The organism is Cohnella sp. GCM10027633 (assembly GCF_042675445.1).
Lineage (GTDB): Bacteria > Bacillota > Bacilli > Paenibacillales > Paenibacillaceae > Cohnella.
This window is the reverse complement of the sequence record NZ_JBHTGV010000001.1, coordinates 222,641-245,677: the sequence shown is the minus strand read 5'-3', so window position 1 is coordinate 245,677 and position 23,037 is coordinate 222,641. Positions and strand designations below refer to the sequence as shown.

The 23,037-nt window shown below is 56.2% G+C and carries 22 protein-coding genes; 18 read left to right on the top strand and 4 right to left on the bottom strand.

The window, feature by feature from the left end:
* Nucleotides 1-22 precede the first annotated feature (22 nt).
* From ACFQZG_RS01020 to ACFQZG_RS00975, 10 genes are all read left to right on the top strand, one after another.
* The gene (locus ACFQZG_RS01020) at nt 23-787 is read left to right on the top strand and encodes a DUF4358 domain-containing protein (protein ID WP_378149233.1); all 765 of its coding nucleotides are present in this window, start codon (nt 23-25) and stop codon (nt 785-787) included.
* A 6-nt stretch (nt 788-793) separates the two neighbouring features.
* Entirely contained in the window at nt 794-2,176 is a 1,383-nt protein-coding gene (locus ACFQZG_RS01015; RefSeq protein WP_378149231.1) for an MBOAT family O-acyltransferase, read from the top strand.
* A 20-nt stretch (nt 2,177-2,196) separates the two neighbouring features.
* Nucleotides 2,197-3,339, top strand: a complete 1,143-nt coding sequence (locus ACFQZG_RS01010; RefSeq protein ID WP_378149229.1) for a DHHW family protein — start codon at nt 2,197-2,199, stop codon at nt 3,337-3,339.
* A gap of 124 nt (nt 3,340-3,463) precedes the next feature.
* Complete coding sequence (locus ACFQZG_RS01005) at nt 3,464-4,006, top strand: RNA polymerase sigma factor (RefSeq protein ID WP_378149228.1); 543 nt, start codon at nt 3,464-3,466, stop codon at nt 4,004-4,006.
* 4 nt (nt 4,007-4,010) lie between these two features.
* The gene (locus tag ACFQZG_RS01000; RefSeq protein WP_378149226.1) at nt 4,011-4,694 is read left to right on the top strand and encodes a hypothetical protein; all 684 of its coding nucleotides are present in this window, start codon (nt 4,011-4,013) and stop codon (nt 4,692-4,694) included.
* A gap of 260 nt (nt 4,695-4,954) precedes the next feature.
* Nucleotides 4,955-5,146 (top strand): hypothetical protein, encoded by a 192-nt coding sequence (locus ACFQZG_RS00995; protein WP_378149225.1) that lies wholly within the window; start codon nt 4,955-4,957, stop codon nt 5,144-5,146.
* A gap of 88 nt (nt 5,147-5,234) precedes the next feature.
* Nucleotides 5,235-6,620: a helix-turn-helix domain-containing protein gene (locus ACFQZG_RS00990; RefSeq protein ID WP_378149223.1), complete on the top strand. Its 1,386-nt coding sequence runs from the start codon at nt 5,235-5,237 to the stop codon at nt 6,618-6,620.
* Nucleotides 6,621-6,694: 74 nt separating this feature from the next.
* On the top strand, nt 6,695-7,102 hold the full coding sequence (locus ACFQZG_RS00985; RefSeq protein WP_378149221.1) for a VOC family protein: 408 nt from the start codon (nt 6,695-6,697) through the stop codon (nt 7,100-7,102).
* Between the two features lie 198 nt (nt 7,103-7,300).
* On the top strand, nt 7,301-7,468 hold the full coding sequence (locus tag ACFQZG_RS00980) for a hypothetical protein (protein ID WP_378149220.1): 168 nt from the start codon (nt 7,301-7,303) through the stop codon (nt 7,466-7,468).
* Nucleotides 7,452-8,636: a VOC family protein gene (locus ACFQZG_RS00975; protein WP_378149218.1), complete on the top strand. Its 1,185-nt coding sequence runs from the start codon at nt 7,452-7,454 to the stop codon at nt 8,634-8,636. The genes ACFQZG_RS00980 and ACFQZG_RS00975 overlap by 17 nt, the downstream gene beginning before the upstream one ends.
* Nucleotides 8,637-8,702: 66 nt before the next feature.
* On the opposite strand, the gene ACFQZG_RS00970 is transcribed toward ACFQZG_RS00975, so the two are convergent.
* Both ACFQZG_RS00970 and ACFQZG_RS00965 read right to left on the bottom strand, forming a co-directional pair.
* A complete protein-coding gene (locus ACFQZG_RS00970) occupies nt 8,703-10,868 on the bottom strand; it encodes a hypothetical protein (RefSeq protein ID WP_378149216.1) in 2,166 nt (721 codons plus the stop codon).
* A gap of 231 nt (nt 10,869-11,099) precedes the next feature.
* Nucleotides 11,100-12,155, bottom strand: coding sequence for a serine hydrolase domain-containing protein (locus ACFQZG_RS00965; RefSeq protein WP_378149214.1), 1,056 nt, complete (start codon nt 12,153-12,155; stop codon nt 11,100-11,102).
* A 234-nt stretch (nt 12,156-12,389) separates the two neighbouring features.
* On the opposite strand from ACFQZG_RS00965, the gene ACFQZG_RS00960 reads away from it, so the two are divergent.
* The 5 genes from ACFQZG_RS00960 (at nt 12,390) to ACFQZG_RS00940 (ending at nt 18,389) form a co-directional block, all read left to right on the top strand.
* The gene (locus tag ACFQZG_RS00960; RefSeq protein WP_378149212.1) at nt 12,390-13,289 is read left to right on the top strand and encodes an AraC family transcriptional regulator; all 900 of its coding nucleotides are present in this window, start codon (nt 12,390-12,392) and stop codon (nt 13,287-13,289) included.
* 137 nt (nt 13,290-13,426) lie between these two features.
* Entirely contained in the window at nt 13,427-14,641 is a 1,215-nt protein-coding gene (locus tag ACFQZG_RS00955) for an immunoglobulin-like domain-containing protein (RefSeq protein ID WP_378149211.1), read from the top strand.
* A 108-nt stretch (nt 14,642-14,749) separates the two neighbouring features.
* Complete coding sequence (katG, locus tag ACFQZG_RS00950) at nt 14,750-16,933, top strand: catalase/peroxidase HPI (RefSeq protein ID WP_378149209.1); 2,184 nt, start codon at nt 14,750-14,752, stop codon at nt 16,931-16,933.
* Nucleotides 16,934-16,957: 24 nt separating this feature from the next.
* On the top strand, nt 16,958-17,371 hold the full coding sequence (locus ACFQZG_RS00945; protein ID WP_378149207.1) for a Fur family transcriptional regulator: 414 nt from the start codon (nt 16,958-16,960) through the stop codon (nt 17,369-17,371).
* 109 nt (nt 17,372-17,480) lie between these two features.
* Nucleotides 17,481-18,389, top strand: coding sequence for an NAD(P)-dependent alcohol dehydrogenase (locus ACFQZG_RS00940; RefSeq protein WP_378149206.1), 909 nt, complete (start codon nt 17,481-17,483; stop codon nt 18,387-18,389).
* 38 nt (nt 18,390-18,427) lie between these two features.
* Here the strand turns inward: ACFQZG_RS00940 and ACFQZG_RS00935 are convergent, their stop codons facing one another.
* Both ACFQZG_RS00935 and ACFQZG_RS00930 read right to left on the bottom strand, forming a co-directional pair.
* Nucleotides 18,428-18,952, bottom strand: a complete 525-nt coding sequence (locus ACFQZG_RS00935; protein ID WP_378149204.1) for a DUF3231 family protein — start codon at nt 18,950-18,952, stop codon at nt 18,428-18,430.
* Nucleotides 18,953-18,994: 42 nt separating this feature from the next.
* Entirely contained in the window at nt 18,995-19,849 is an 855-nt protein-coding gene (locus tag ACFQZG_RS00930; protein WP_378150416.1) for a manganese catalase family protein, read from the bottom strand.
* Between the two features lie 195 nt (nt 19,850-20,044).
* On the opposite strand from ACFQZG_RS00930, the gene ACFQZG_RS00925 reads away from it, so the two are divergent.
* From ACFQZG_RS00925 to ACFQZG_RS00915, 3 genes are read left to right on the top strand one after another with little or no spacing between them, the layout of a single operon-like run.
* Nucleotides 20,045-20,374 (top strand): ArsR/SmtB family transcription factor, encoded by a 330-nt coding sequence (locus ACFQZG_RS00925; RefSeq protein ID WP_378149203.1) that lies wholly within the window; start codon nt 20,045-20,047, stop codon nt 20,372-20,374.
* Nucleotides 20,371-20,763, top strand: a complete 393-nt coding sequence (locus tag ACFQZG_RS00920) for an SRPBCC family protein (RefSeq protein WP_378149201.1) — start codon at nt 20,371-20,373, stop codon at nt 20,761-20,763. Before ACFQZG_RS00925 ends, ACFQZG_RS00920 begins: the two co-directional genes overlap by 4 nt.
* A gap of 16 nt (nt 20,764-20,779) precedes the next feature.
* A complete protein-coding gene (locus ACFQZG_RS00915; RefSeq protein ID WP_378149200.1) occupies nt 20,780-23,026 on the top strand; it encodes an ATP-binding cassette domain-containing protein in 2,247 nt (748 codons plus the stop codon).
* Nucleotides 23,027-23,037 lie beyond the last annotated feature (11 nt).

Below are 23,037 nucleotides of genomic sequence, written 5' to 3'. Positions count from 1 at the left end.
CATAACCCAGGAGCGTGTCACCATGAACAACAAAAAACGCATCATCGCCTTGCTAATCGCAACTGCCATTATAGGTGGAACATTAACCGCTTGCGGCGGTACGAACGATAACTCGAACGGAAATTCTCCTTCGGCAACGCCCAGTGCGAGCGCCGAATCGAGCACGAGCGCTTCCGCGGAAGCATCGGCGGGCGCTTCTTCCGAAGCATCGGCAACGCCGTCCCAGGAGCCTTCCGCTTCGCCGAGCCCGGAAGCTTCGCCGAGTGCTTCTCCGTCTCCGGAGCCGACGGAGAAGCCGGAACCGAGCCCGAGCCCGAAGCCGACCGAGAAGCCGGCCGCTAAACCGAAGCCTACTCCGAAACCTACGCCGAAGCCTACTCCGGCGCCAGAAGAGTCCGGGCCGTCCGTATCGAAGCTGTACGACGCGATCGTAGCCGGCATCGAACAGCCGATGTATATGGAGATGACAGCCGACGATCTGAAGAACGCTTACGAGCTCGACGCGAGCTTGCTCGCCGAGTTTTCCGTCCATGCCCCGATGATGAACGTCAAGACGAACGAGATCGGAATCTTCAAAGTAAAGAACAAGAAAGATATCGATAAGGTGAAAGCAGGCATCGAGAAGCGCGCGGCGTTCGTGCAGGAGCAGTTCAAGACGTACTTGCAGGATCAATACGAAATCGCCAAAGATTATCGGGTCGTCACGAACGGTAGCTACGTGCTCTTCGTCATTTCGGAGGATGCCGACGAAATCGAAAAGGCATTCCGCGACGCGCTAGACAAGTAATCGGTCATGGTATTCAGCAGCCTGTTCTTCCTGTTCCTGTACCTTCCGGCCGTGCTTGCGCTCTACTTCGGTTCGCCGAAGCGGGCGCGCAACCTCGTCTTGTTCCTGACAAGCCTCGTGTTCTACGCATGGGGCGAGCCGGTCTACATCTGCATCATGTTGCTGTCGACGGTGACGGATTACGGCTTCGGCCTGCTGCTCGACAATCGGAACCGCAGCGCGGCGACGCGCAAGGCGATCGTCGTCTCGTCGGTCTTCGTCAACCTCGGGTTGCTCTCGTATTTCAAATACGCGGATTTCCTGATCGCGAACGTTAACACCGCGCTGGGTACTTCGATTCCTCTTACCGAGCTGGCGCTTCCGATCGGCATCTCGTTCTACACGTTCCAATCGATGTCCTACATCATCGACGTGTACAGGGGAACAGCGCGAGCTCAGCGCAACTGGATCGACTTCGGCACGTTCGTCGCCTTGTTCCCGCAGCTGGTAGCCGGTCCGATCGTCCAGTATAACACGATTGCCGAGCAGTTGAAGACGAGGCAAGTGACGATCGCGGGGTTCGCAGAGGGCATTCGGAGGTTCGTCATCGGACTGGCGAAGAAAGTGCTGTTAGCCAACAATATCGGTCTCGTCTGGGACGCGGTATCGTCATCGGATCTGCAGTCGTTGCCGGCGTTGCTCGCATGGCTCGGCATCATCGCGTTCGCGTTCCAGATCTACTTCGACTTCAGCGGTTACTCCGACATGGCGATCGGACTCGGCCTCATGTTCGGCTTCCGGTTCAACGAGAACTTCAATAAGCCGTACGCGGCGCAGAGCATTACGGATTTCTGGCGCAGATGGCACATCTCGCTCGGCAGCTGGTTCAGAGACTACGTGTACGTGCCGCTTGGCGGCAATAGGCACGGATTGGCGAAGCAGCTTCGCAACATCATGATCGTCTGGGTGCTCACGGGCATCTGGCACGGAGCGAGTTGGAACTTCCTGTTATGGGGCGCGTACTTCGGCGTCGTGCTCGTCTTGGAGAAGCTGTGGCTGCTCAAGCTGCTGGGCCGATTACCGCGTGCTTTCCGGCACGCCTACGCGATCGTGCTCATCTTGATCGGTTGGGTGCTGTTCGCCTTCGATAGCTTGTCGAACGTCGGGCGCTACTTCCAAGCGTTGTTCGGAGCGAACGGGCAATCCGCTTGGAACGATGCCGCTGCTTACGCCCTCTATACGAACGCGATACTGCTTGCCGTTCTCGTCATGGCATCCGTTCCGGGAGGCGCTTGGAGACGCGATTACGCCGCTCCCGTCCGAATGTTCGGCTTGGCGGCGTTGTTCTTCCTAAGCGTTGCCTACTTGGTCGACGCAACGTTCAATCCGTTCTTGTATTTCCGTTTCTAATCCAGCAAGGAGTGTCAACAATGAGCGCGAGATCGGATAAACTGCTCGTCGTCGGCTTCGTGTCCGTCTTGTTCGCGGCTTCCGCCTTGTTCTTCCTCTCCCCGAAGCTGCCGTTCTCCGAGACGGAGAACCGATACCTGCAGAAGTTTCCCAAGCTCTCTTGGGAAGGCGTCTTCTCGAAGGAAGTTCCGCAGCAACTGGAAGATTACGTCATCGACCATTTTCCGTACCGGGACCGATGGGTGTGGGCGAAGTCGGCGACGGAGCAGCTTCGTCTGAAGCAAGACAACAACGGGATCTACAAGGGTCAAGGCGGTTACTTGTTCGAGCGATATGACGAGCCTGATGACGCGAAGCTTGACGCCTATACGGAAGCGATTAAGCGATTCGCCCTCGCTCATCCGGAGGCGGACGTCAAGTTCCTGCTCGCGCCGACTTCGGTAGGCGTCTACCCGGAGCTGCTCCCTTGGAAGGCACCGTCAGGTTCGCAGAAGGAGACGATCGCTTCCGTCGGGAATCGGTTCCATGGCGAAGTCTCGTTCCTGAACGGATACGACGTGCTGCTTCCGCACAAGAACGAGGACATCTATTACCGTACGGACCACCACTGGACGACGCGCGGTGCTTATCTGGCTTACGAAGCGTATGCGCGGAGCATGAGGTGGGAGCCGATGCCGGAGTCGGACTTCGACATAGAAGCCGTAAGCGATTCGTTCCTCGGAAGCTTCCATTCCAAAAGTCAATTCGCCGGTTCGCGGCCGGACGCGATCGAAGTCTATACCCCGAAGCGTCAGGGTCGGCTCACGATGTACGTCGCGGACACGAACGAGACGCATACGAGCTTGTACGCGCCTGATTACCTGAACAAGAAGGACAAGTATTCTTACTTCATGGGCGGCGTTCACGCGCTGACGATCATCAAGAGCGATTCCTCGCCGGAGGACAAGAAACCGGACAAGCTGCTCGTCCTGAAGGATTCGTACGCGCATAGCTTCATCCCTTTCTTGGTAGGCCACGTCTCCGAGATCCACGTCATCGACTTGCGTTACTACAACGGCCCGATCGGCAGTTACATGGAGCAGAACGGCATCAAAGACGTGTTGATGCTCTACAATGCCGCGACGTTCGTTCAGATGGGGGCGGATATGTTGAAGCTGAAGTAGGGTAACAATAAGACGTAGCACCGACAGGCAGGTCCCAAGCGACCTGCCTGTTTTGCAATTATTAATCGCAACGTGAAGCGGAATCCGCGCACGAGCCGTCTAATAGGGTGGAGGTGGTTATCCAGTGAAGCCGGCCGGCTTGCCAATCAAAGAAAGCTTCTCGCAACAACCCGATCAAGCGCTTGAGCAACTGATGGAACAATACGGAGTGACCGTCATGCGTACCGCGTATTTCTATACGGGCGATCGGCATCTCGCGGAGGATATTAGCCAGGAAGTATTCCTGCGAGCCTTCCGCAATTGGGCAACCTTCAGGGGAGACAGCACCGTCAAGACGTGGTTGACGACGATTACCGTTAACGCCTGCCGGGACAAAATGGGGCTGCGGATGTTCACCGAGCAACCGACCGACCCTCACCGGATGGCGCAAGGCAGAACGATCAGCGTCGAGGAAGAGGCGCTTGAACGGCTGGAGAAGAGCGAGGTGCTTCGGCATCTGCTTCGCTTGCCCTTGCCGTACCAAGAAGCGTTGTATCTGTACTATTACTTGGATCTGAGCACGCGGGAGATCGCGGAAGCGACGTCGGCTCCCGAAGGGACGGTGCGGAACAGACTGCACCGGGCTCGCGAAGCGTTAGCCAGAGAGATGAACAATAAGGAGGAGTAGAACGATGACGGACAACGATCGCGTATTGCGTCAACGAATTCGCGAAGAATCGGATGAACTGTTGTTCTCCCGAATGGAATTAAGCGACAACGTCAAAGAGAGCATCCGCCGGCAAGCTGCGGCCGGGAAGGCGAAGCGTAAATTCGCGTTCCCGAGAGCGTGGATCGTCGGTACGGCGGCGCTGGCCGCGGCGATCATCCTCTTCGTCGGATTCCCGATGCTGCAAAACCCTGCCGCGCCGGCTCCGACCGATCAAATTGCCGAGCCGTCGCCGACGGGGAACGAAGGAGCCTCGGGTTCGGAGCTGTCCCCATTGGTTACGACGACGCTAGACACGATAGAGGAAGCAAGAACGGCGTTCGGTCCGGGCGTGCTCGTTCCCGCAGCCGCGCCGGAAGGTTATACGCTGTCGAACATCGTCGCGGTCGGGATGAAGGGCGAGCCGACGAGAGATATCGTATTCACCTATACGGCCGGCGAGAAGACGATTACGTTCTCGGCAAGCCGATTGGCCGGCGCGTTCCCGATGGAGCTGTTCACCAAGGCGCAAGTAGGCGACGCGGAAGGCTACGTCTTCGAGCAACCGGAGCTTGTCGAGCTCTATTGGACGGTTAATGGCATTAATTACGGCATTATCGGACCGCTAACGTCTGCCGAGGCGATGAAGTTCGCCGAGTCGGCGCAGTAATAAGCTTATCGTAATATGAAGCAGCTCTAACGTTCATTCGGACGTTGGAGCTGCTTTTCGTATGTTCCTCGTGCATTACTCGATTGATTAAGAACATACGTTCGCTTATAATAGACGTATCTTAGAATAAGGTGATGATCGATGTGGTTCACGACGAGCGTAAGGAAGAACCTTGCGAATATGCCCCGGCGATGTTGTCGGAGCTGCCGCATCTTCGAAGAGAGAGGCCTTTGTTAGAAATACGCGAACGAGAGCTCATAATGCGCGTCCTGATGGAATCGCTCGGCATGCGGTTGGACGCGGAGTTCCGGCTCTACCACGAGGTTGAAGACTGCGCCGCGATCGGCGTCGTAGACCGCGTGGATCCGTATAGCCGAACGTTCATGATCGACGGCGAGAGATTCCGGATAGACGACATTATCGGGGCGACGATCGTAGGTTCGCGAATGTGATAAAAAAATACATTCCCGCGTTCTCGCGATTTGCTATGATGTGTGCATAGAACAAATTCCGCTATTGATCCGAGGGTGGGGAGGCGCTATGCATACCGCCGATATCGTACAGAACGCCATCGATTATATCGAAGAACATCTGTTCGAGCCTCTGGCATTGGAGCGGATCGCCGGTGCGGCCGCGATGTCCGTCCCGCAGCTATACCGGTTGTTCCATGCGATGACCGGACACCCGATCAAGGAATACGTCCGCAAGAGAAGGACGAGCGAAGCGGGATTGCAACTGCGATATTCGAAGATGCCGGCCAACGAGATCGGCTATCGTCTCGGCTTCGAGACGTATCAGACGTTCATCAAGGCGTTTAAGCGTCACACGGGACTTACGCCGGGCTTGTACAGGCAGTCGGATTGCATCTACAGCTTCGAGAGCATCGTTCTTCGCGAAGATTACGCCTACGCGGAGGATCGGGACGTCTCCGCGCGCTATCCGGACGTAAGGGTCGTCCGCCTTGCTTCGCAAGCCGGCATCGGCTTCCTGCACGTCGCTTCGTTCGAGGAGGGGCTCGAGGAAGAGGCTCTCGGCAGGTTCCGAAGCGTACTCGCCGATTGCGGTCTCGATTCAGTCAGAATGAAGTTGTTCGGATGGAACGTCGAGATTAGCGGTCATGCCGCGCTATTCGGGTATCAGATGGTCGCTGTCGGCGAGGCGATGCCGGTGCCGGAGCATCCGCTACTGACTCGGACGGATGTGCGTGGTAATTTGTACGCCATGACACGGGTAGCGGCGGGGAAAGCCTCCGACATCGTCGCGGCGTGGAACAGGCTCCTCTCCGAATGGTTGCCGAGAAGCACGTTTGAGCTCGGGGAGGAGCCGTTTCTGGAAGAATACCTGCAACACGGCGGACAGATCGTCCGGCTGAAGCTGTATCTTCCCGTCCGTCGCCGATTAGACGCGGAACCGATCGTCATCGTCAAGCGTGATGCCGCGAGCGTCATTCGATTCCGCGCGGAAGGTCCTCGGAGCGCCGACTTGGCGGATGAAGCCGCGATCGGATGGATCAATCGGAATGTCCCTGCCGGACATAGCCGGCTACAGCTGTTCATGTCTCGCAGCCATGGACATGAGCCGGGAGAAGACGAGCATTGCGAGCTGTTGGTGTCCGTGCCCAACGGCTTCATCCCTATGCAGGATGACGAGCATCAAATCAGCCAGCTGGAAGGCGGGACTTATGCCTGCATTCGGACGAAAGCATATGGATCGATGACCGGCGTACTCGATCGGATCTACCGATGGCTTGGCACGTCGGCCGATTACGCGCCGGACGACGACCGAACGTGGTACGCCGCGTACGTACCAGGCGCCGCTGGGTTAACAGAAGACGCGGCATTCGAACGGTCCGTCGAGGTCGAGTGCTGCGTCCCGATTCTCACCACTCACGAAAGCGAGGCATCCGAATGGGCCGTCAACCCCTAAGAAGAACGTTACCTGAAAGTTACAAACCCGCGATGGCGCCCAAGGCGCTAAGATCGATCCAAGGAGGAAGGCCGATGAACGAACAGCAGCAGTTAACAGGCTCTGTGCAAGCCAGCCCGATCAAGAACAAGATCGGAAGCGTATTTATCCCGGTCCAAAATATCGAGGAATCCCGCGACTGGTATTGCCGGTTGCTCGGATTAGACGCTGAGGCATGCGAAATCGTCTTCGGACATCTGTGCCCGCTGCCGATGGAGGGCGCAGGCGTCATCCTGGATACGATGCCGAAGTGGGGCGGGCAGCAACCGGACGGGGCACCTCCGATCGTAACGCCGGCGTTCATGTTCCTCACAGGCGACTTGCAGGGATCGTTGGCGCACGCGAAGGCGCTCGGCGTAGAACTCGTAACGGAAATCGAACACGATCAATGGTTCGTCGTTAAAGATCCGAACGGCAACAAAATCATGATTTGCCGAGAATAACGGTCCGCGGGCCAGGGAGAGAGAGGCGACGGTCATGGAGCAAGCTTCGATTCGCTCGAACGCGCCCGCTTACTCGACCTCGGCAGGGAGCAGGACCGTCGCGCTTTGTTCTGGGAGGAGTAAAGAATGGACTGTCCGCGATGGCCGGACGAAGAAACGACCTGCGATGTTTGAGCGCATCGATCGCGTCATACGCTGATGGCCGAGAGAATCGGCGAGACGTACCGCAAGCTAAGCGAGCGGGGCATCGCGATGGACGCGTGTAAGGAACGCGACGGGATCATCGGGTTCCATGTTCGTTCGCCAGAAGGATTGCTCATTCGCATCACCGACAAGGAGGCCGTTCCGATTGAACAACCGTATTAGCGCTGCATCGCCATTGAATCGCAGCATCGCTTCGATATTCCTGCATGTCACGGACTTACGGAGGTCAGCCGAATGGTATAATCGCCTGCTTGGCCTGCCGATGCTCGAGGATCGCTTCAACGGTGGACCCGTCTATTGGTACGATCTGCCGGACACGCATCTGATCTTGGACGATAATGCCGGTAACCGACGAAATCCAGATTGGCGCGAGTCGATGAAGCCGAGGCTTATGTTCAAGACGCCGGACATCGATCATGCGTATGCATATGTGAAGGAACGAGGCGAACCGTTAGGAGAACCGGAGCATCTTGGGGACGTGATGGCTTACTTTACTTTCCGGGATCCGGAAGGCAATGCGCAGATGGTATGCTGGACCGCCTCCGAGGATTCGGCCGTCATCGAACCGATTCATGGCAGCCCGATTCAGCCGCGAGTAGGCGCCGCCTTCATCGACGTGAAAGACATGGCTGCGATGGCGAGTTGGTACGCGGACTTGCTCGGCATTGCCGAGGACGAGTACGTTCCGGAAGGCGAAATCGTCGCTTTGCCGGTCGAGAGAGGGGGAAGCCTGCTGCTCGACGCCAATCGTCATCTCCAATATCAAGATTTTACGATTCCGCTCTTATTCGCGACCGATGATCTCGAAGCATCCTTGTCCTACGTGAAGGACAACGGTTTCGAGTTGTTCGGGGAACCGGAGTACCATGGCGATATTTCGTTCTTCGTTCTCAAGGACCCGGACGGGAATCTCGTTATGGTGTGCAGGGACGCAAGCGTGAGCCCGGACTCTCTCCGTCCCGAGACTGCATTAGTCAACGAGAAGATCAACGGCGTGCTTGTCTACGTCCGGGATATCGAGGCCGCTGCCGGATGGTACGAGCGAATGCTAGGATTCGAGCGGGGAGCGCATGATTACGATAATTATTGCGAGTTAACCGTCTCGGGATCGTACGTGATGCACCTGCTTCTAGCGGAGGAAGGCGGGGAGCCGATGAGACGGCCGGCGTTCTCGTTAGATACGACGGACCTCGCGGAAGCGCACCGCAGCTTGTCCGTTCGCGGCGCAATTGTCCATCCGATACGGCAATACGGAGACCATCGCAGCTTCGACTTCGAGGACCTCGAAGGCAACCGGCTCATGATTACCCAATTCGACCGCGATAAATGACGAAGCGCGAACAAAAGCCGAACGGGCAGGATCGTCCGTTCGGCTTCTTCGCGTTGTCGCTAGCGATTACGGGAATCGGAAATAATCGAATCCGATATTGTACCCTCCGGAGTTGCTATGCTTCTGTCCGTTCAGCTTCACTCTTACCGTATGCGCGCCGGCTGACAGCGTATTGTTCTCGTACACTTTGACTTTGAATAACTGCGTCGCGCTGTACGTGTCGACGGTGGCGGCCGGCGTCGTCATGTTGTCGATGTAGACATCGAACTTGCCGGCGTACGGCTGCGTCGTAGCGTATATGGAGAACCCGGTGCCGATGAACGAATAGTCGAAATAGGCGTTCGTCGTAAAGGACGTGCTCTTCGTTCCGCCGTAATAATAGGAGGAAGTCGTGTTATTCCAGTTCGGCCCGTACGAGATACCCGAGTTTTGGTCGTCGACGATCTTCGGCAATACCATGAAGTAATCGAAGCCGACGTTGTAGCCGGAAGACTGGGCGTTATGTTGTCCGGCCAGCTTCAGCCTGATCGTATGTGCGCCGTCCGCGAGCGTCGTATTCTCGTACACCTTAACCTTGTAGATTTGAGAGCCTTGATTGTACGTATCGACGGTGGCCACAGGCGTCGTCATGTTGTCGATATAGACGTCGAACATGCCGCCCGCCGGCAGCTTGGACGCGTAGATCGCGATGCCGGTGCCGTTGAACGTATAGTCCGCCGTCGCGTTCGTTATGTTGGTTACCGTCTTCGTGCTGCCGTGGTAGTTCGCGTCATTGTTGTATTGGAACCAATTGGAGTACGTAATGCCCGAGCCTTGATCATCGACGAGCCCCGGCGTAGGCGGAGTAGGCGTTGGCGTAGGTGTCGGTGTCGGCGTAGGGGTTGGAGTTGGAGTTGGCGTCGGAGTAGGTGTAGGCGTCGGCGTCGGCCCGCCGAGATACGGGATGTCCGAGGAGCTAAGATTGATCATGTAGCTGTCGATGCCTGCTTCGTTCGTCACGACTTCCCAGTTCGAGTTGAACAATACCTTCGTGAAGTCTCTGTTCACGGTCGCTTTCGGTGCCATCCAGTAAGTATCGTTAGGCGGCATCGTCGCCACATGGTTATGCGCGAGAGAGTAGATGCGAGGGTTCGCCGCTAACTCGACCGCGAATATTTTGTTGTAGAACCAATGCTGACCGGGACCCTTCTGGTACGTCGAGACAACGACCCATCCCGGCTTGTTGTACCCTTTGCCCGAGAAATGGACCGCGGTACCGCTTCCGCTAATGTAGGTATCGAACAGCACCGTTTTCACGCCCGTAACAAGATCGATATAGAAAACGTCTCCGCCGTTGCTGCCATAATCGAGCGCGACATAGGCGTCATTGCCATTCGGCAGCAGGGCGATATCCGAATGTTGGGAAGTCGTTGCCAATTGGCGAACGTAGTTAAGTTGCCTGTCGTATTGCACGGCGCCAGGCGCTCCTACGATACCCATGACCACGTAGTTGCCCGACGGAGACATCGTGACGTAATCGATCGCGGCCAAACCGTTCGAAGACGTCACGGTCAACGTTGCGAGAATGGTGTCCGTCTGCATATCCCATGTGAAATAACCGACCGCCTGCCCGCTCGCGTTCGTGCAAGCGAGCGCCCAATAACGGGCATCCGCGGAGGGCGAGCCTTCTGCTTTCGTGGATACATAGGAACACGGCCACGGCAGTCTGCCGTTGAAATCGCCGACGGTGCTGGACGGGCTAGTCGGATTGGACAAATCGTACTTGTAGATCCGTTTCGTTCCGCCGTTCTCGCTCATGTAGTAGAAAACGTTCGGGTTGCTCGGATCCCATTGCGGTTCCGCGGCTCCTCCGCCGATATTGTAGCCGGATATCGACTGGATCTTGTTATAAGGGGGATTGGCGTTATACACGTTCCAGGCCGCGCTGCCCCAGGACAAGATCAGCATCTTCGTATTATCGCTGTTGATTAGCTGGATTCGCGAATAATGATTGATGCCGAACGGCGTGATGCCGTCGGCCGTCGGGTCGGTCACCCGCGTGACGCTCGTGCCGTACACCGGATCGACGTAAGGGACGTTCTTGGCGGGCTTCGCCATTCCAGTCGGGGTAGGGGTGTTGTCTTTGCCTTCGACCAACGCGGCATTGGTGACAGGGGTTCTGAATAGGCCGAGTATGGCGAACGATAATGCGATGACGAGACATATTCCGATCGTTCTTTTCGATCTGAACATCAAGGCCATCTTCCATTCACGCTCCGATATCGTAGATTATTCGAATCCAATCCGAGCGCGCAATAACCCTAGTCCTTATCCGTGTCCCAACGATCGCGAATTCCCTCCCTTCATGCTTAAGGCGCGCTCTCTTCAAGCTTAGCCCCCGTTCTCTTCGGCTTCCTCTGCAATCTTATCGAATACCGATACAATCCTATCGATCGAATCGCGAAGTTACGCAATCGTTCGAGCTTATCCGTCGTTAACCGCCCGAACCAACCGATCGATATAAGGGATGGGCACGATCGTGTCTTCCGCATTGCCCGTAGCCGCCGAGTTCAAGACGATGACTAGATTCAGATCGGGCACGATGGTCAAGTATTGGCCTCCGTATCCCATCCCGAATATCGCCTCATGTCCCGCATATCGGCTTAACCACCAATGATAACCGTACGTTCCGAAAAAAGCGTTCCCGGCAGCGTGTCTCGAGGTCGATTCCGTCAGCCAAGACTCCGAGACGATTCGTTTGCCGTTCCATACGCCGCGGTTCAAGACGAGAAGCCCGATCTTCGCCAAGTCCCTCGCGGTCATCTTCAGGCCGAAGCCTCCCGTATTCGAACCGTCCGGAGAAGGCGGCCAATCCACGTCGTCGATACGGAGCGGACCGAATAGCCGCTCCCGCGCGAATGCAAATTCGGATTGTCCGGTCGTCCGGCTCAGGATAGCAGCCAGCAACTGGGAACTGCCGGTGTTGTAATTCCAAAGCTCGCCGGGCTTGGCATCCATCCGTTGCCCGAGCACGAAGCCGTTCCAATCCTCGCTGTCCCTCATTGGACGCAGACTATAATTCCATTCCGTCCACTCCGGAAAATGCAGTCCGCTCGTCATGTCGAGTAACCGAGCGACAGTAATGTCGCTCTTGCCTGGGGAATCGAACGCATCCCGATAGTCGGGGAAGTAGGGAGCGATCGGCTCGTTCGAACCGTTCAGATAGCCTTGATCGATCGCGATTCCGATCAGAAGGGAGGTTACGCTCTTGGTTACGGAATGGATTGCACGCTTCGTATCCGACGTACCTTCCTTGTAATATTCGGAGACGAGCATGCCGTCTTTGATCAAGAGAAGAGAGAGGATCTGCGGAGAAAGCCTGGCGTCTTGCATGACTTCGTCGATTTCTTCTGCATCCATGCTGACTTGTTCCGGCGTGCCTAGCGGCCATTCTCCGTTAAGCAATTCGAACACCTTATCCTCGGTTTGCGGCGCGACAAGAGGCGACGACGCTCCTGAATTGCAGCTCGTCGAGACCATGATTAATCCAACTGCCGTTCCTAACGCAATCAACTTAACGAATGTACGGGCTACGCGCATCGGAGGGACACATCCTTGTCATCGAATTCGTTTCTCCGATTACCGTACCGTTGCGGTGCTTTCGCGTCTTCCGATATTTTGCTGACCGATTAACGATTATTGCTATAATAGAGAGAAGCTAGCATTTAGCCGAACCTATCGGAACGGGGGCCGCGATCGGTGGGAGCCCAAGTCATGCAATCGGAGTACCGGCACGCCGTCAACCGGGTCATCGATTATATCGAAGCCAACCTTACGAATCCATTGACGTTGGAGGAAGTGTCGGGCGTGAGCGCTTTTTCCCCATATCACTTCCATCGGGTGTTCAAGGCGGTCATCGGAGAGAACGTTCACGCTTATATTCGCCGTATTCGCATCGAGAAGGCGATCAAATTACTGCTATTCCATCCGGACCGCGGTATATCGGATATCGCGTTCGATTGCGGCTTGCGGAGCTCCGCGCACTTCTGCAGAGCGTTCCGCGAGCATACCGGATGGAGCGCGTCCGAACACCGCGAGCGATATCGACTCGGTGCCGTCGCGCGGCAATTCAAGTCACGGTTGACGCCAGAACGAACGGCCGAGCTGGCGAGTAAGCTGGAGAAGCTTCCGATCGAGATACGGAATATGTCCCCGATGCATGCGGCGTACGCAAGGTATTGGGGGACGATCAACGAAGGGAAGAGCAATCCGGCGATATCGGACAGTTACGAGCGCTTATTCTCGTGGTTGGAAGCGAGGGAGGCGCTGGCGTCGGGCAGCTTCGCGGTAGGGCTTGTCCATGATGACCCGTATATTACGCCTCCGGGCCGACATCGATACGATGCTTGCGTAACGACGGAGCATCCGATAACGCCTGCCGGTGAAGTGGACGTCCGTACGATTCCAGGGGGCAAATACGCGGTCGTTAAGCTTGCGGAGAAGCCCGATTTCATTATCGATCTGCTGCACATGGTCTGCATCGAATGGCTGCCACGAAGCCCTTACATATGGGACGTCTCGCGTCCCGCGTTAGAGATTTATTACCGCAATCCCGTTCATCACCCGGAAGGGCTGTGGGAGATCGAGTATTGCATCCCTGTCAAGATCGGCTAATACGCGAACGGAACGGCTGCCGAGAAGCAGTCGTTTTTTTTCTGCTATATATGCAAGTAGGGCTGGAACTTTTTTACATGCCGAGCGTTTAACTACATAGTCGGTTCATGGACGATACTCTCATCGGAGGTAAAGAGATGAAAGCTTTGTTTGCCCTTGCCGTCGGCATATTATGGTTTACGACGTTAAATACCCATTCATTCGCTGCAACGAACTTACGTATCCAAGTTAGCGATAAAGACGTCACGAATGCGTATCAGCCCTTGATGGTCAACGGAGTGGTATTTGTTCCCGCCGAAGCGTTCAACGCGACGCCCGAGCTTGCATTCGCTTCCATCGCTGATACGAAGAACAATCTCGTTATGTACATGAATATCGATAAAACGGCGTATTTCACGGTAGGAAACGCGAAGTCGAATGTCGTGTCCGATACGATCAAAGCAAAGTATCCTCCGTTCGTGAAAAACAAAACGATTTACGTACCGCTTCGGATCGTCGTCGAGACGTTCGGCAACGTCGTGAACTGGGATCCGAAGACAAGAACGGTTCGGATTGCTCCTCGTCCCGAAACGAAAAGGGCGAAGTGGACTTGGATCAAGTCCGAGTATAACGAATTGCCGAGCAGCGTCGGCGATACATCTAAGCTTCACGATCCGCCTTTTGTACTGCCGTTGAACTTTAACGAAGGATTGGAACATCGAACCGAATATGGGGAACGCACGAATCGATGGTTAGGTTCGGGATTTGCCATTGCCTCCGGGAAAGTATTACCGGGCGAAGAGATAAGCGTGTATATCTATCGCGTTCCCGGAGATCGGACAATTCGGTTCCAACTCACGGAAAGAAACGCGAATCTGGAGAAGATCAGCCTTCTGAAAGAGGAGATATCGTTAACCGGAACCTTTACCGCCAATTTACCAGATAAAGATGGAGCTCTCTATCTGTTAAGCGCGGAAGTCGTAAACGAACGCGGCGAAGTCGAAGATACGCTCTTATCGCTGATTGAAGTGCCTCCGCAAGCATTGAACGCGCAACTCACGACGGATAAACCCGAGTATGAAGGGAGCGACGTCGTCTTATTGAAGCTTGAAAACTTCGGACCTACGGAGTTGTTCTTCGGATCAAGTTATCAGATCGAACGATACGAGAAAAATGAATGGCAAACGTTAACATACAATGCACTGGTACTCTTCGATATGGCTGGTTACACGCTTAAACCCGGACAAAACACCATATACAAGATAACGCTTCCAGGCTTGCCGGCCGGGATTTATCGCATCGTAAAATCGTTTGACGGAAAGGGAACGCAACTAGAAGCAACGCTTGCCGCGCCGTTCCAAATCCTCGAATAACATCTTGCGAATTTGTATTGCTTTCTGTCCCGGATCGTATTATAAATAGAGTGTAGATTGTAATTATTATTATTTAGAATTTAATTTAAACTGAATGGAGAGGTAACAATGGACGCAACGGTTAACGCAAGCGCAGGCAAATGCCCGTTCCACCACGGGGGCGCGACGAGCCACACGTCGAGCGGCACGTCGAACAAGGACTGGTGGCCCAATCAGTTGAACTTGAATATTCTTCATCAGCACGATCGCAAGACGAATCCGCTAGGCGACGATTTCGATTACGCCGAAGCGTTCAAGACGTTAGACTATCAAGCATTGAAGCAAGATCTTCGCGACCTGATGACGGACAGCCAAGATTGGTGGCCGGCCGACTACGGACATTACGGTCCGTTCTTCATTCGTATGGCATGGCACGCGGCAGGTACATACCGCACGGGAGACGGACGCGGGGGCGCGAATACAGGCAACCAAAGGTTCGCTCCGCTGAATAGCTGGCCGGATAACGGCAACCTCGACAAAGCGCGTCGGCTGCTCTGGCCGATTAAGCAGAAGTACGGCAACAAGATCTCTTGGGCGGACTTGTTCGTTCTGACGGGCAATGTCGCCATCGAATCGATGGGCGGCAAGACGTTCGGCTTCGGCGGCGGACGCGCGGACATCTGGCACCCGGAAGAAGATATCTACTGGGGCGGCGAGAAAGAATGGCTGGGGGATAAGCGTTACTCCGGCGATCGGAATCTCGAGAATCCGCTGGCCGCCGTGCAGATGGGTCTCATCTACGTGAACCCGGAAGGTCCGAACGGCAATCCGGATCCGCTCGCGAGCGGTCGCGACATCCGCGAGACGTTCAAGCGGATGGGCATGAACGATGAAGAAACGGTCGCTCTCGTGGCCGGCGGACATACGTTCGGCAAGGCTCACGGCGCGGGCGATGCCGCGCACGTCGGCGCGGAGCCGGAAGCCGCGGCCGTCGAAGCGCTCGGCTTGGGCTGGCTGAGCACGCACGGCTCCGGCAAAGGCCGCGACACGATCACGAGCGGCATCGAAGGAGCATGGACCGCGAATCCGACGCAATGGGATAACGGCTTCTTCGAACTTCTGTTCGGCTACGAATGGCAATTGACGAAGAGCCCGGCTGGAGCGCACCAATGGACGCCGGTCAATCCTGCGGCAGAGCATCTTGCGCCGGACGCGGAGGATTCGTCCATACGCGTGCCGACGATCATGACGACCGCGGACATGGCGCTCCGCTTGGATCCCGCGTACGAGAAGATTTCCCGCCGTTACTACGAGAATCCGGACGAATTCGCGGATGCGTTCGCTCGCGCATGGTTCAAGCTTACGCACCGCGACATGGGGCCTCTTGCCAGATATCTCGGTCCGGAAGTGCCGGAGGAAGAGCTGATCTGGCAAGATCCGATTCCGGCGGCTGCATCCGCGTTAACGGATGCGGACATCGAAGACCTGAAGACGAAGATTCTGGATTCCGGCCTAAAGGTTAGCGAGCTGGTTACGACCGCTTGGGCTTCGGCTAGCACGTTCCGCGGCTCCGATATGCGCGGCGGCGCGAACGGCGCCCGTATCCGCCTTGCCCCTCAGAAGGATTGGGAAGTCAATCAGCCGGGACAGCTGTCCAAGGTGTTGACGATTCTCGAGGGCATTCAAGAAGACTTCGGCAAGCCGGTCAGCTTGGCCGATCTGATCGTCCTAGGCGGCAGCGCGGCGGTAGAGAAGGCGGCGCGCGACGCAGGCTACGAAGCGTCCGTTCCGTTCACGCCGGGCCGCGGCGATGCGACGCAAGAGCAAACCGACACGGAGAGCTTCGCGGTGCTGGAGCCGATCGCGGACGGCTTCCGCAACTACCAGAAGAAGCAATACGGCGTAAGTCCGGCCGAGCTCCTCGTCGACAAGGCGCACCTGCTTAATCTTACCGCGCCGGAATTGACCGTTCTGATCGGTGGCTTGCGCGTGTTGGGCGCGAACTACGGCGGCACGAAGCACGGCGTATTCACGAACCGGGCAGGCACGCTTACGAACGACTTCTTCGTGAACTTGCTCGACATGGGCATCCAGTGGAGGCCGGTTGACGGCGTCGTATACGAAGGGCGAGATCGCAAGACGGGTGCCGTCGTGCGCACGGCGACCGTCGTCGACCTCGTGTTCGGATCGAACTCCGTTCTGCGCGCCATCGCGGAAGTGTACGCACAGGACGATAATCAACGGAAATTCGTGCGCGACTTCGTCTCCGCATGGACGAAGGTCATGAACGCGGATCGGTTCGACTTGAACTAGAACGATAACGAGGAGGGGACAAGGATGAGCAAGGATTCGATATTGGACCATATGAGAGAAGAAGGTCTGCGGATGACGCCCCAGCGCGTTCATATCGTCGAACTCCTGTTCGAATTGTCCCATCCGACCGCCGAACGGATCTATTCGATGATGACCGGGAAGTTTCCGTTCGTCAGCCAAGCGACCGTGTATAACACGCTTCGTAAGCTGAAGGAGCTCGGCGTCGTCAGAGAGCTCGCGAACGGGGACAAGTCGAGTCACTTCGAAGTAAGCGAGGCGGAACATTGGCATTTCAATTGCAAAGTTTGCGGCGGCATATACGACTTGGAGCCGAGCGAGACCGAAGCGCTGATGGCGGCAGGTACTCGCAATGGCGCATTCGAGGTCGATCGCTATCAGGTCGAGTTCTACGGCGTATGCGAGACGTGCAGGGAATAATGCGATAACCGTAAATCCGTCGGCGATGCGCCGGCGGATTTTTGTTATGATTAGGGTAAATCGCGGGGAATATTCCCAGTCCCCGTCTATCGAGTAGGAGGAACGAATGATGAGAGCAGTCGTTTACGCCGCATACGGATCGCCCGACGTTCTTCAGCTAAGAGAGGTCGACAAGCCTTCGCCCAAGAGCAACGAAATTCTGATACGAATCCATGCGACGACGGTAACGGCGGGAGATTGGCGCATGCGCAAGGCCGACCCGTTCCTGGCAAGACTGTATAACGGACTCCTAAGACCGAAGAAGGTGACGATACTCGGGTTCGAGCTGGCCGGGGAAGTCGAAGCCGTAGGCAAGGACGTGACGCGATTCAAGGAAGGCGACCGAGTATTCGCGTTCTGTGGCATCGGATTCGGGGCATACGCCGAGTACAGATGTTTGCCGGATGACGGATTGGTGGCCATCAAACCCGCGCATATGTCTTACGAGGAAGCGGCAGCTGTCCCTACGGGCGGAATAACGGCATTGAATTTCCTAAGGAAAGGCGATATCGCAAGCGGGAAAAAAGTGCTCATCTACGGCGCTTCCGGAAGCGTAGGCACCTACGCGGTACAGCTTGCCAAGCATTTCGGCGCTGACGTTACCGGGGTTTGCAGTACCGCGAATCTGGACTTGGTCCGTTCGATCGGCGCCGATCGGGTCATCGATTATACGAAGCAGGACTTCACCGCCGGCGACGAACGTTACGATCTCGTCTTCGATGCGGTAGGCAAGCGAATGTCGAAGCTCTCGAAAGCCCGATATCGGAAGGCGCTTCTACCGAACGGAAAGTTCGTAAGCGCGGACATGTCGCAGAAGATACGGCGTGAAGATCTTCTCTTGCTCCAAGAGCTTTGCGAGGAACAACGGATTAGACCGGTTATCGATAGAAGCTATCCGTTCGAACAGATCGCGGATGCTCATCGTTACGTCGAAGGGAAACGCAAAAGAGGAAACGTGGTCATTACGGTAAGAAGCTGATAACGAATCAAGCCCGCCATATCGGCGGGCTTGATCGTTTACTTGAGAGCTTCTTCGTATTGCGGTCTTTCAATGAGAAGAGGCGGGGGAACCAGCCACCCTTTTTCTTTGCTCAAGCGAAGCGCCTTTAATCCGATGGCTGCTTTGGTCGCATGGTACTTCGCGAACAATGCGCCGATGTCCTCGCGGATCGACTTGCCCATGATTTGACTGCAGACGACAAGGCCCGCAGCCGAATCGAGCGCCAGCATCCCAGCGATCTCTATGTCCGTGAACCGGGCGCCGACCGGAATGTCTTCCCAGCGGGCTTCGGGGCGATCCGGCAAGCCCGGGGCCGGGACAAGCCCGTTATGGACCAATATCTCGTCGCACTCCGCAACTTCGAGCTCCGCTTGATTGATCATGTCGCCGATGATTCCCTTAAGTTCCTTGTCGCCCGCATGATAGCTGTATGCGCGATAAGCGGAGACGCAGCCTTTGGCAGCCATCGAGAACTGCCAGATATCGTACGCTTCACCGAAGTGTAACGGTTGTTTCTTCTGATTGCCGCTTAAAATTCCCATTCGTTGCTGCCGCCTTTCGAGTAGTGGTATGTCGCTTTTGTTTTACCTTTGCAGATCGGCTACCCCGGGACTATGTTCGTTCGGCATATCCGGAAGCTGCGGCACCGGGAAACCCGCTGGAGGCGGCGTGACCGATAGCGTGCCGTCGTTGCGGCTCGGGCTCGCGCCTTTGAACACTTCCGCGATCCGAGTAGGGTCGAGACGGAAGTTGAATTGCGCGTTATGGAAGCCTTTGTCTACGTATTTCCGGCACTCGGGATATTTGTTGATATCGTAGTTCGGAACCGGGAAAATTTTGCCCCAGTCGACGCCTAACGTTTCCAACGCTTTGGCGAACGCGTTCTGATGGGCGTTGTCCCGAACGATCAGGAAGCCGAGCGTTTCCCTGAACGCCTTGTTGGAGCTCATCTCGTATATTCTCGTCTTCTGCAATACGCCGGTCGATTCGAGCACGACGTTGTTCAGCAGATCCGCGACCAGATTGCCGTGACTGTACACCCAGGAACCGTTCCACGGATTGCCGCCCCCATCGACGGGCAAAGAGCTCTTCGCGCCCATGATGAAGTGATGAGGGTTGCCATGCTTGACAGCCTCGTCGATCGGCGCGGCGTCGTTGCCCGCGTTGCCCGGGGTCGACAACCCCGCATCGTTCAACAATTGATTGATCGTATTCTGTACCAATTCCACGTGCGCGATCTCTTCTAAGAACACGCCTCGAAGCAAGTCCCGATATTGCTTGTCTTTGCCTCTGAAGTTCGAGCTTTGGAAAAAATACTGCATCATCGTTCTCATCTCGCCGAATTGTCCGCCGAGCGCTTCTTGAAGCACTTTGGCCGCGGCCGGGTCCGGTCGATCCGTCTCGATGACGTTAATCAGCTCTTCTTTGTAGTAATACACGTTCTCACTCACCTCCATCGATTCCTCGATACATGAACGCATATAGGGTGTCGCCGCGGTACCTTTTTATTCATGAAGACAAAGAGCGGGGGGATCCTATCGAAAGTTGACACGCCACCGAACGGCGCCTTATAATCGAAATGTCACCAAACGGTGTCCGTTTCGGAAATCCACCCAAAATTAGGTGAAGGTGTTGTGGACGAAAACCAGCGAACGAGGGACGTGTTCGACGCGATCGCGGATCCTACCAGGCGCCGAATCATACATCTGCTCGCGCAAGCAGACGAGATCCCGCTTCACGAGCTGACGACCCAGTTCGATATGGGACGAACGGCGGTATCGAAGCACTTGACGGTGTTGAAGGAAGCCGGTCTCGTCATCGACCGCAAGGTCGGGAGAGAGACGAGGTTCAAGCTGAACCCGGCGCCTCTGCGCGAAGTGCAAGATTGGGTCGCATTCTACAGTTTGTTCTGGACGACGAGCATGCTGCGGTTGAAACCGCTACTAGAGGAGGAAGAACCATGAGTTTAGCTTTATCCTTGGACTTTCAATACGCGACGACGATCGAGAAGGCTTGGGCGGCGTTAACCGATCCGGACAAGCTCGCGAAGTGGATCATGACGAACGATTTCAAGCCCGTCGTAGGGCATAAATTCCAGTTCCGCACGGAGCCGAACAAGTTCTGGAACGGCATCGTCGAAGGCGAAGTGCTGATCGTGGACGAACCGCGCAAGCTGAGCTATACGTGGGGCGTAACCGGCGAGTCTCACACGGTTACGTGGACGTTGCAAGATCTTGGCGAAGGCAAGGTGAATCTGCATCTCGAACAGACCGGGTTCTCGAACGTTCACGGCCTCGAGGGCGCAAGACACGGCTGGACGAATTGGTTCGGCGGATTCGAGCAAGTTCTGTAACGAGAGGAGAACGTTCATGACGCAAGAATATATCGAGATCCGCGGCGCGCGGGAAAATAATCTCAAGAACGTGACGCTGCGCATTCCGAAGCGGCAAATTACGATATTCACTGGGGTGTCCGGGTCAGGAAAATCTTCGATCGTCTTCGATACGATCGCGGCGGAATCGACGCGGCTGCTGAACGAGAACTTCAGCATGTTCGTGCGCACGTTCTTGCCCAAAATTCCTCAGCCGGAAGCGGACGCGATCGAGAACCTGAGTATGGCCGTCATCGTCGACCAGAAGCGATTGGGCGGCGGCTCCCATTCCACGATGGGCACGATAACGGATATCGCGCCGATCGTCCGCCTGCTGTTCTCCCGCGCGGGACAACCTTACGTCGGGCCGGCGAGCCTATTCTCGTTCAACGATCCGCAAGGCATGTGTCCCGATTGCAACGGGATGGGCCGCAGCATGGTCGTCGATATGAGCAAGGCGGTGGACATGTCGAGATCGTTGAACGAAGGAGCCCTCCTGCTGCCGGATTATAAGGTGGACAGCTGGGAGTTTAACATTATCGGGCAAGCGGGAGCCTACGATTTCGACAAGAAACTGAGCGATTATTCGGCTGAAGAACTGGATCAATTGCTGTACGGTAAGGCGAGGAAAGTGGAGATGCCGTTCGGCGGGAAGATCATGAACTTAACCGTCGAAGGCGTCATCGAGAAATTTACGAACAAGTACATCAAACAGGACTTGAAGACGAAGTCCGAACGTACGCAAAAAACGATCGCTCCTTACATTATCGAAGGAACGTGCTCCAGCTGTCATGGCGCGAGACTCAACCAGGCCGTGCTCGGCTGCAAAATCAACGGACGCAACATCGCGGACCTGTCCGCCATGGAAGTCGGCCAACTGATCCGCGCCGTTCGGGAGATCGACGATCCTGTAGCCGCGCCGATCGTCAAGTCGCTGGTCGAGCGTCTACAGCATCTGGTCGACATCGGACTGGACTACTTGACGCTCGATCGCGAGACGGATACGTTGTCCGGCGGAGAATCGCAGCGCGTCAAGATGGTGAAGCACTTGAGCGGCAGCCTCGTCGACGTGACGTACATCTTCGACGAGCCGAGCGTCGGCTTGCATCCGCGCGACGTGCACCGGTTGAACGAACTGCTCGTGAAGCTGAGGGACAAAGGCAATACCGTCATCGTCGTCGAGCATGATCCCGACGTCATCAAGGTGGCGGACCATATCGTCGACGTCGGTCCTCACGCGGGCAATCGCGGCGGCAACGTGGTCTACGAAGGAAGCTTCCCGGGTTTGTTGGAGTCGGGTACGCTGACGGGCTCCCATATGAAGTTGCCGCTCCGACTGAAAGGCGAATGCAGGCAAGCTTCCGGCAGTCTGCCCGTCAAGAACGCTTCGTTGCACAACCTGCAGAACGTTAGCGTCGATATCCCGACCGGCATTCTGACCGTCGTAACGGGCGTAGCCGGCTCCGGCAAGAGCACGCTTATTAACGACGTATTCCTTGGACAGCATGCGGACGCGATCGTCATCGACCAATCCGCGATCGGCGTGTCTTCGCGCTCCAATCCCGCGACCTATACGGGCATTATGGACGACATTCGCAAGGCGTTCGCTTCCGCGAACAAAGTGAACCAAGGCTTGTTCAGCTTCAACTCGAAGGGCGCTTGCGAGAATTGCCAAGGGCAGGGCGTCGTCTCGATCGATCTGTCGTTCTTGGACAGCGTAGATCTACCGTGCGAAGCGTGCGGGGGCAGACGGTTCAAGGAAGAAGTGCTCGCGTACAAGCTGAACGGCAAATCGATCGCGGACGTGCTGGAGATGACAGTGGAGCAGGCCTTGGAGTTCTTCGATCTCAAGGAGGTCGTGCGCAAGCTCCAGGCGATGAGCGACGTCGGGCTGAACTACATTACGCTCGGCCAGCCGATGAGCACGCTGTCGGGCGGGGAGTGCCAGCGGATCAAGCTGGCCAGCGAGCTGCACAAGAAGGGCAGCATCTACGTGATGGACGAGCCGACGACCGGCCTTCATATGTCGGACATCGGCCATCTTCTGGCGATCATGAACCGGCTCGTCGATGCCGGCAATACGGTCATCGTCATCGAGCACAACCTTGAAGTGATCAGCCAAGCGGACTGGATCATCGATATGGGACCGGACGGGGGCAGCCGAGGCGGCCAGGTCGTGTTCGAAGGCACGCCGGCACAGATCGTCCATGAAGCGCGATCGATCACGGGCAAATATTTGAAGTAACTCGGAGGCGA

What these genes read in the sequence shown, in the direction of transcription:
- ACFQZG_RS01020 (WP_378149233.1), top strand. Translation starts at nt 23, where the DNA reads ATGAACAACAAAAAACGCATCATCGCCTTGCTAATCGCAACTGCCATT.
- ACFQZG_RS01015 (WP_378149231.1), top strand. Translation starts at nt 794, where the DNA reads ATGGTATTCAGCAGCCTGTTCTTCCTGTTCCTGTACCTTCCGGCCGTG.
- ACFQZG_RS01010 (WP_378149229.1), top strand. Translation starts at nt 2,197, where the DNA reads ATGAGCGCGAGATCGGATAAACTGCTCGTCGTCGGCTTCGTGTCCGTC.
- ACFQZG_RS01000 (WP_378149226.1), top strand. Translation starts at nt 4,011, where the DNA reads ATGACGGACAACGATCGCGTATTGCGTCAACGAATTCGCGAAGAATCG.
- ACFQZG_RS00995 (WP_378149225.1), top strand. Translation starts at nt 4,955, where the DNA reads ATGCGCGTCCTGATGGAATCGCTCGGCATGCGGTTGGACGCGGAGTTC.
- ACFQZG_RS00990 (WP_378149223.1), top strand. Translation starts at nt 5,235, where the DNA reads ATGCATACCGCCGATATCGTACAGAACGCCATCGATTATATCGAAGAA.
- ACFQZG_RS00985 (WP_378149221.1), top strand. Translation starts at nt 6,695, where the DNA reads ATGAACGAACAGCAGCAGTTAACAGGCTCTGTGCAAGCCAGCCCGATC.
- ACFQZG_RS00980 (WP_378149220.1), top strand. Translation starts at nt 7,301, where the DNA reads ATGGCCGAGAGAATCGGCGAGACGTACCGCAAGCTAAGCGAGCGGGGC.
- ACFQZG_RS00970 (WP_378149216.1), bottom strand. Translation starts at nt 10,868, where the DNA reads ATGTTCAGATCGAAAAGAACGATCGGAATATGTCTCGTCATCGCATTA.
- ACFQZG_RS00965 (WP_378149214.1), bottom strand. Translation starts at nt 12,155, where the DNA reads ATGGTCTCGACGAGCTGCAATTCAGGAGCGTCGTCGCCTCTTGTCGCG.
- ACFQZG_RS00960 (WP_378149212.1), top strand. Translation starts at nt 12,390, where the DNA reads ATGCAATCGGAGTACCGGCACGCCGTCAACCGGGTCATCGATTATATC.
- ACFQZG_RS00955 (WP_378149211.1), top strand. Translation starts at nt 13,427, where the DNA reads ATGAAAGCTTTGTTTGCCCTTGCCGTCGGCATATTATGGTTTACGACG.
- katG (WP_378149209.1), top strand. Translation starts at nt 14,750, where the DNA reads ATGGACGCAACGGTTAACGCAAGCGCAGGCAAATGCCCGTTCCACCAC.
- ACFQZG_RS00945 (WP_378149207.1), top strand. Translation starts at nt 16,958, where the DNA reads ATGAGCAAGGATTCGATATTGGACCATATGAGAGAAGAAGGTCTGCGG.
- ACFQZG_RS00940 (WP_378149206.1), top strand. Translation starts at nt 17,481, where the DNA reads ATGAGAGCAGTCGTTTACGCCGCATACGGATCGCCCGACGTTCTTCAG.
- ACFQZG_RS00935 (WP_378149204.1), bottom strand. Translation starts at nt 18,952, where the DNA reads ATGGGAATTTTAAGCGGCAATCAGAAGAAACAACCGTTACACTTCGGT.
- ACFQZG_RS00920 (WP_378149201.1), top strand. Translation starts at nt 20,371, where the DNA reads ATGAGTTTAGCTTTATCCTTGGACTTTCAATACGCGACGACGATCGAG.
- ACFQZG_RS00915 (WP_378149200.1), top strand. Translation starts at nt 20,780, where the DNA reads ATGACGCAAGAATATATCGAGATCCGCGGCGCGCGGGAAAATAATCTC.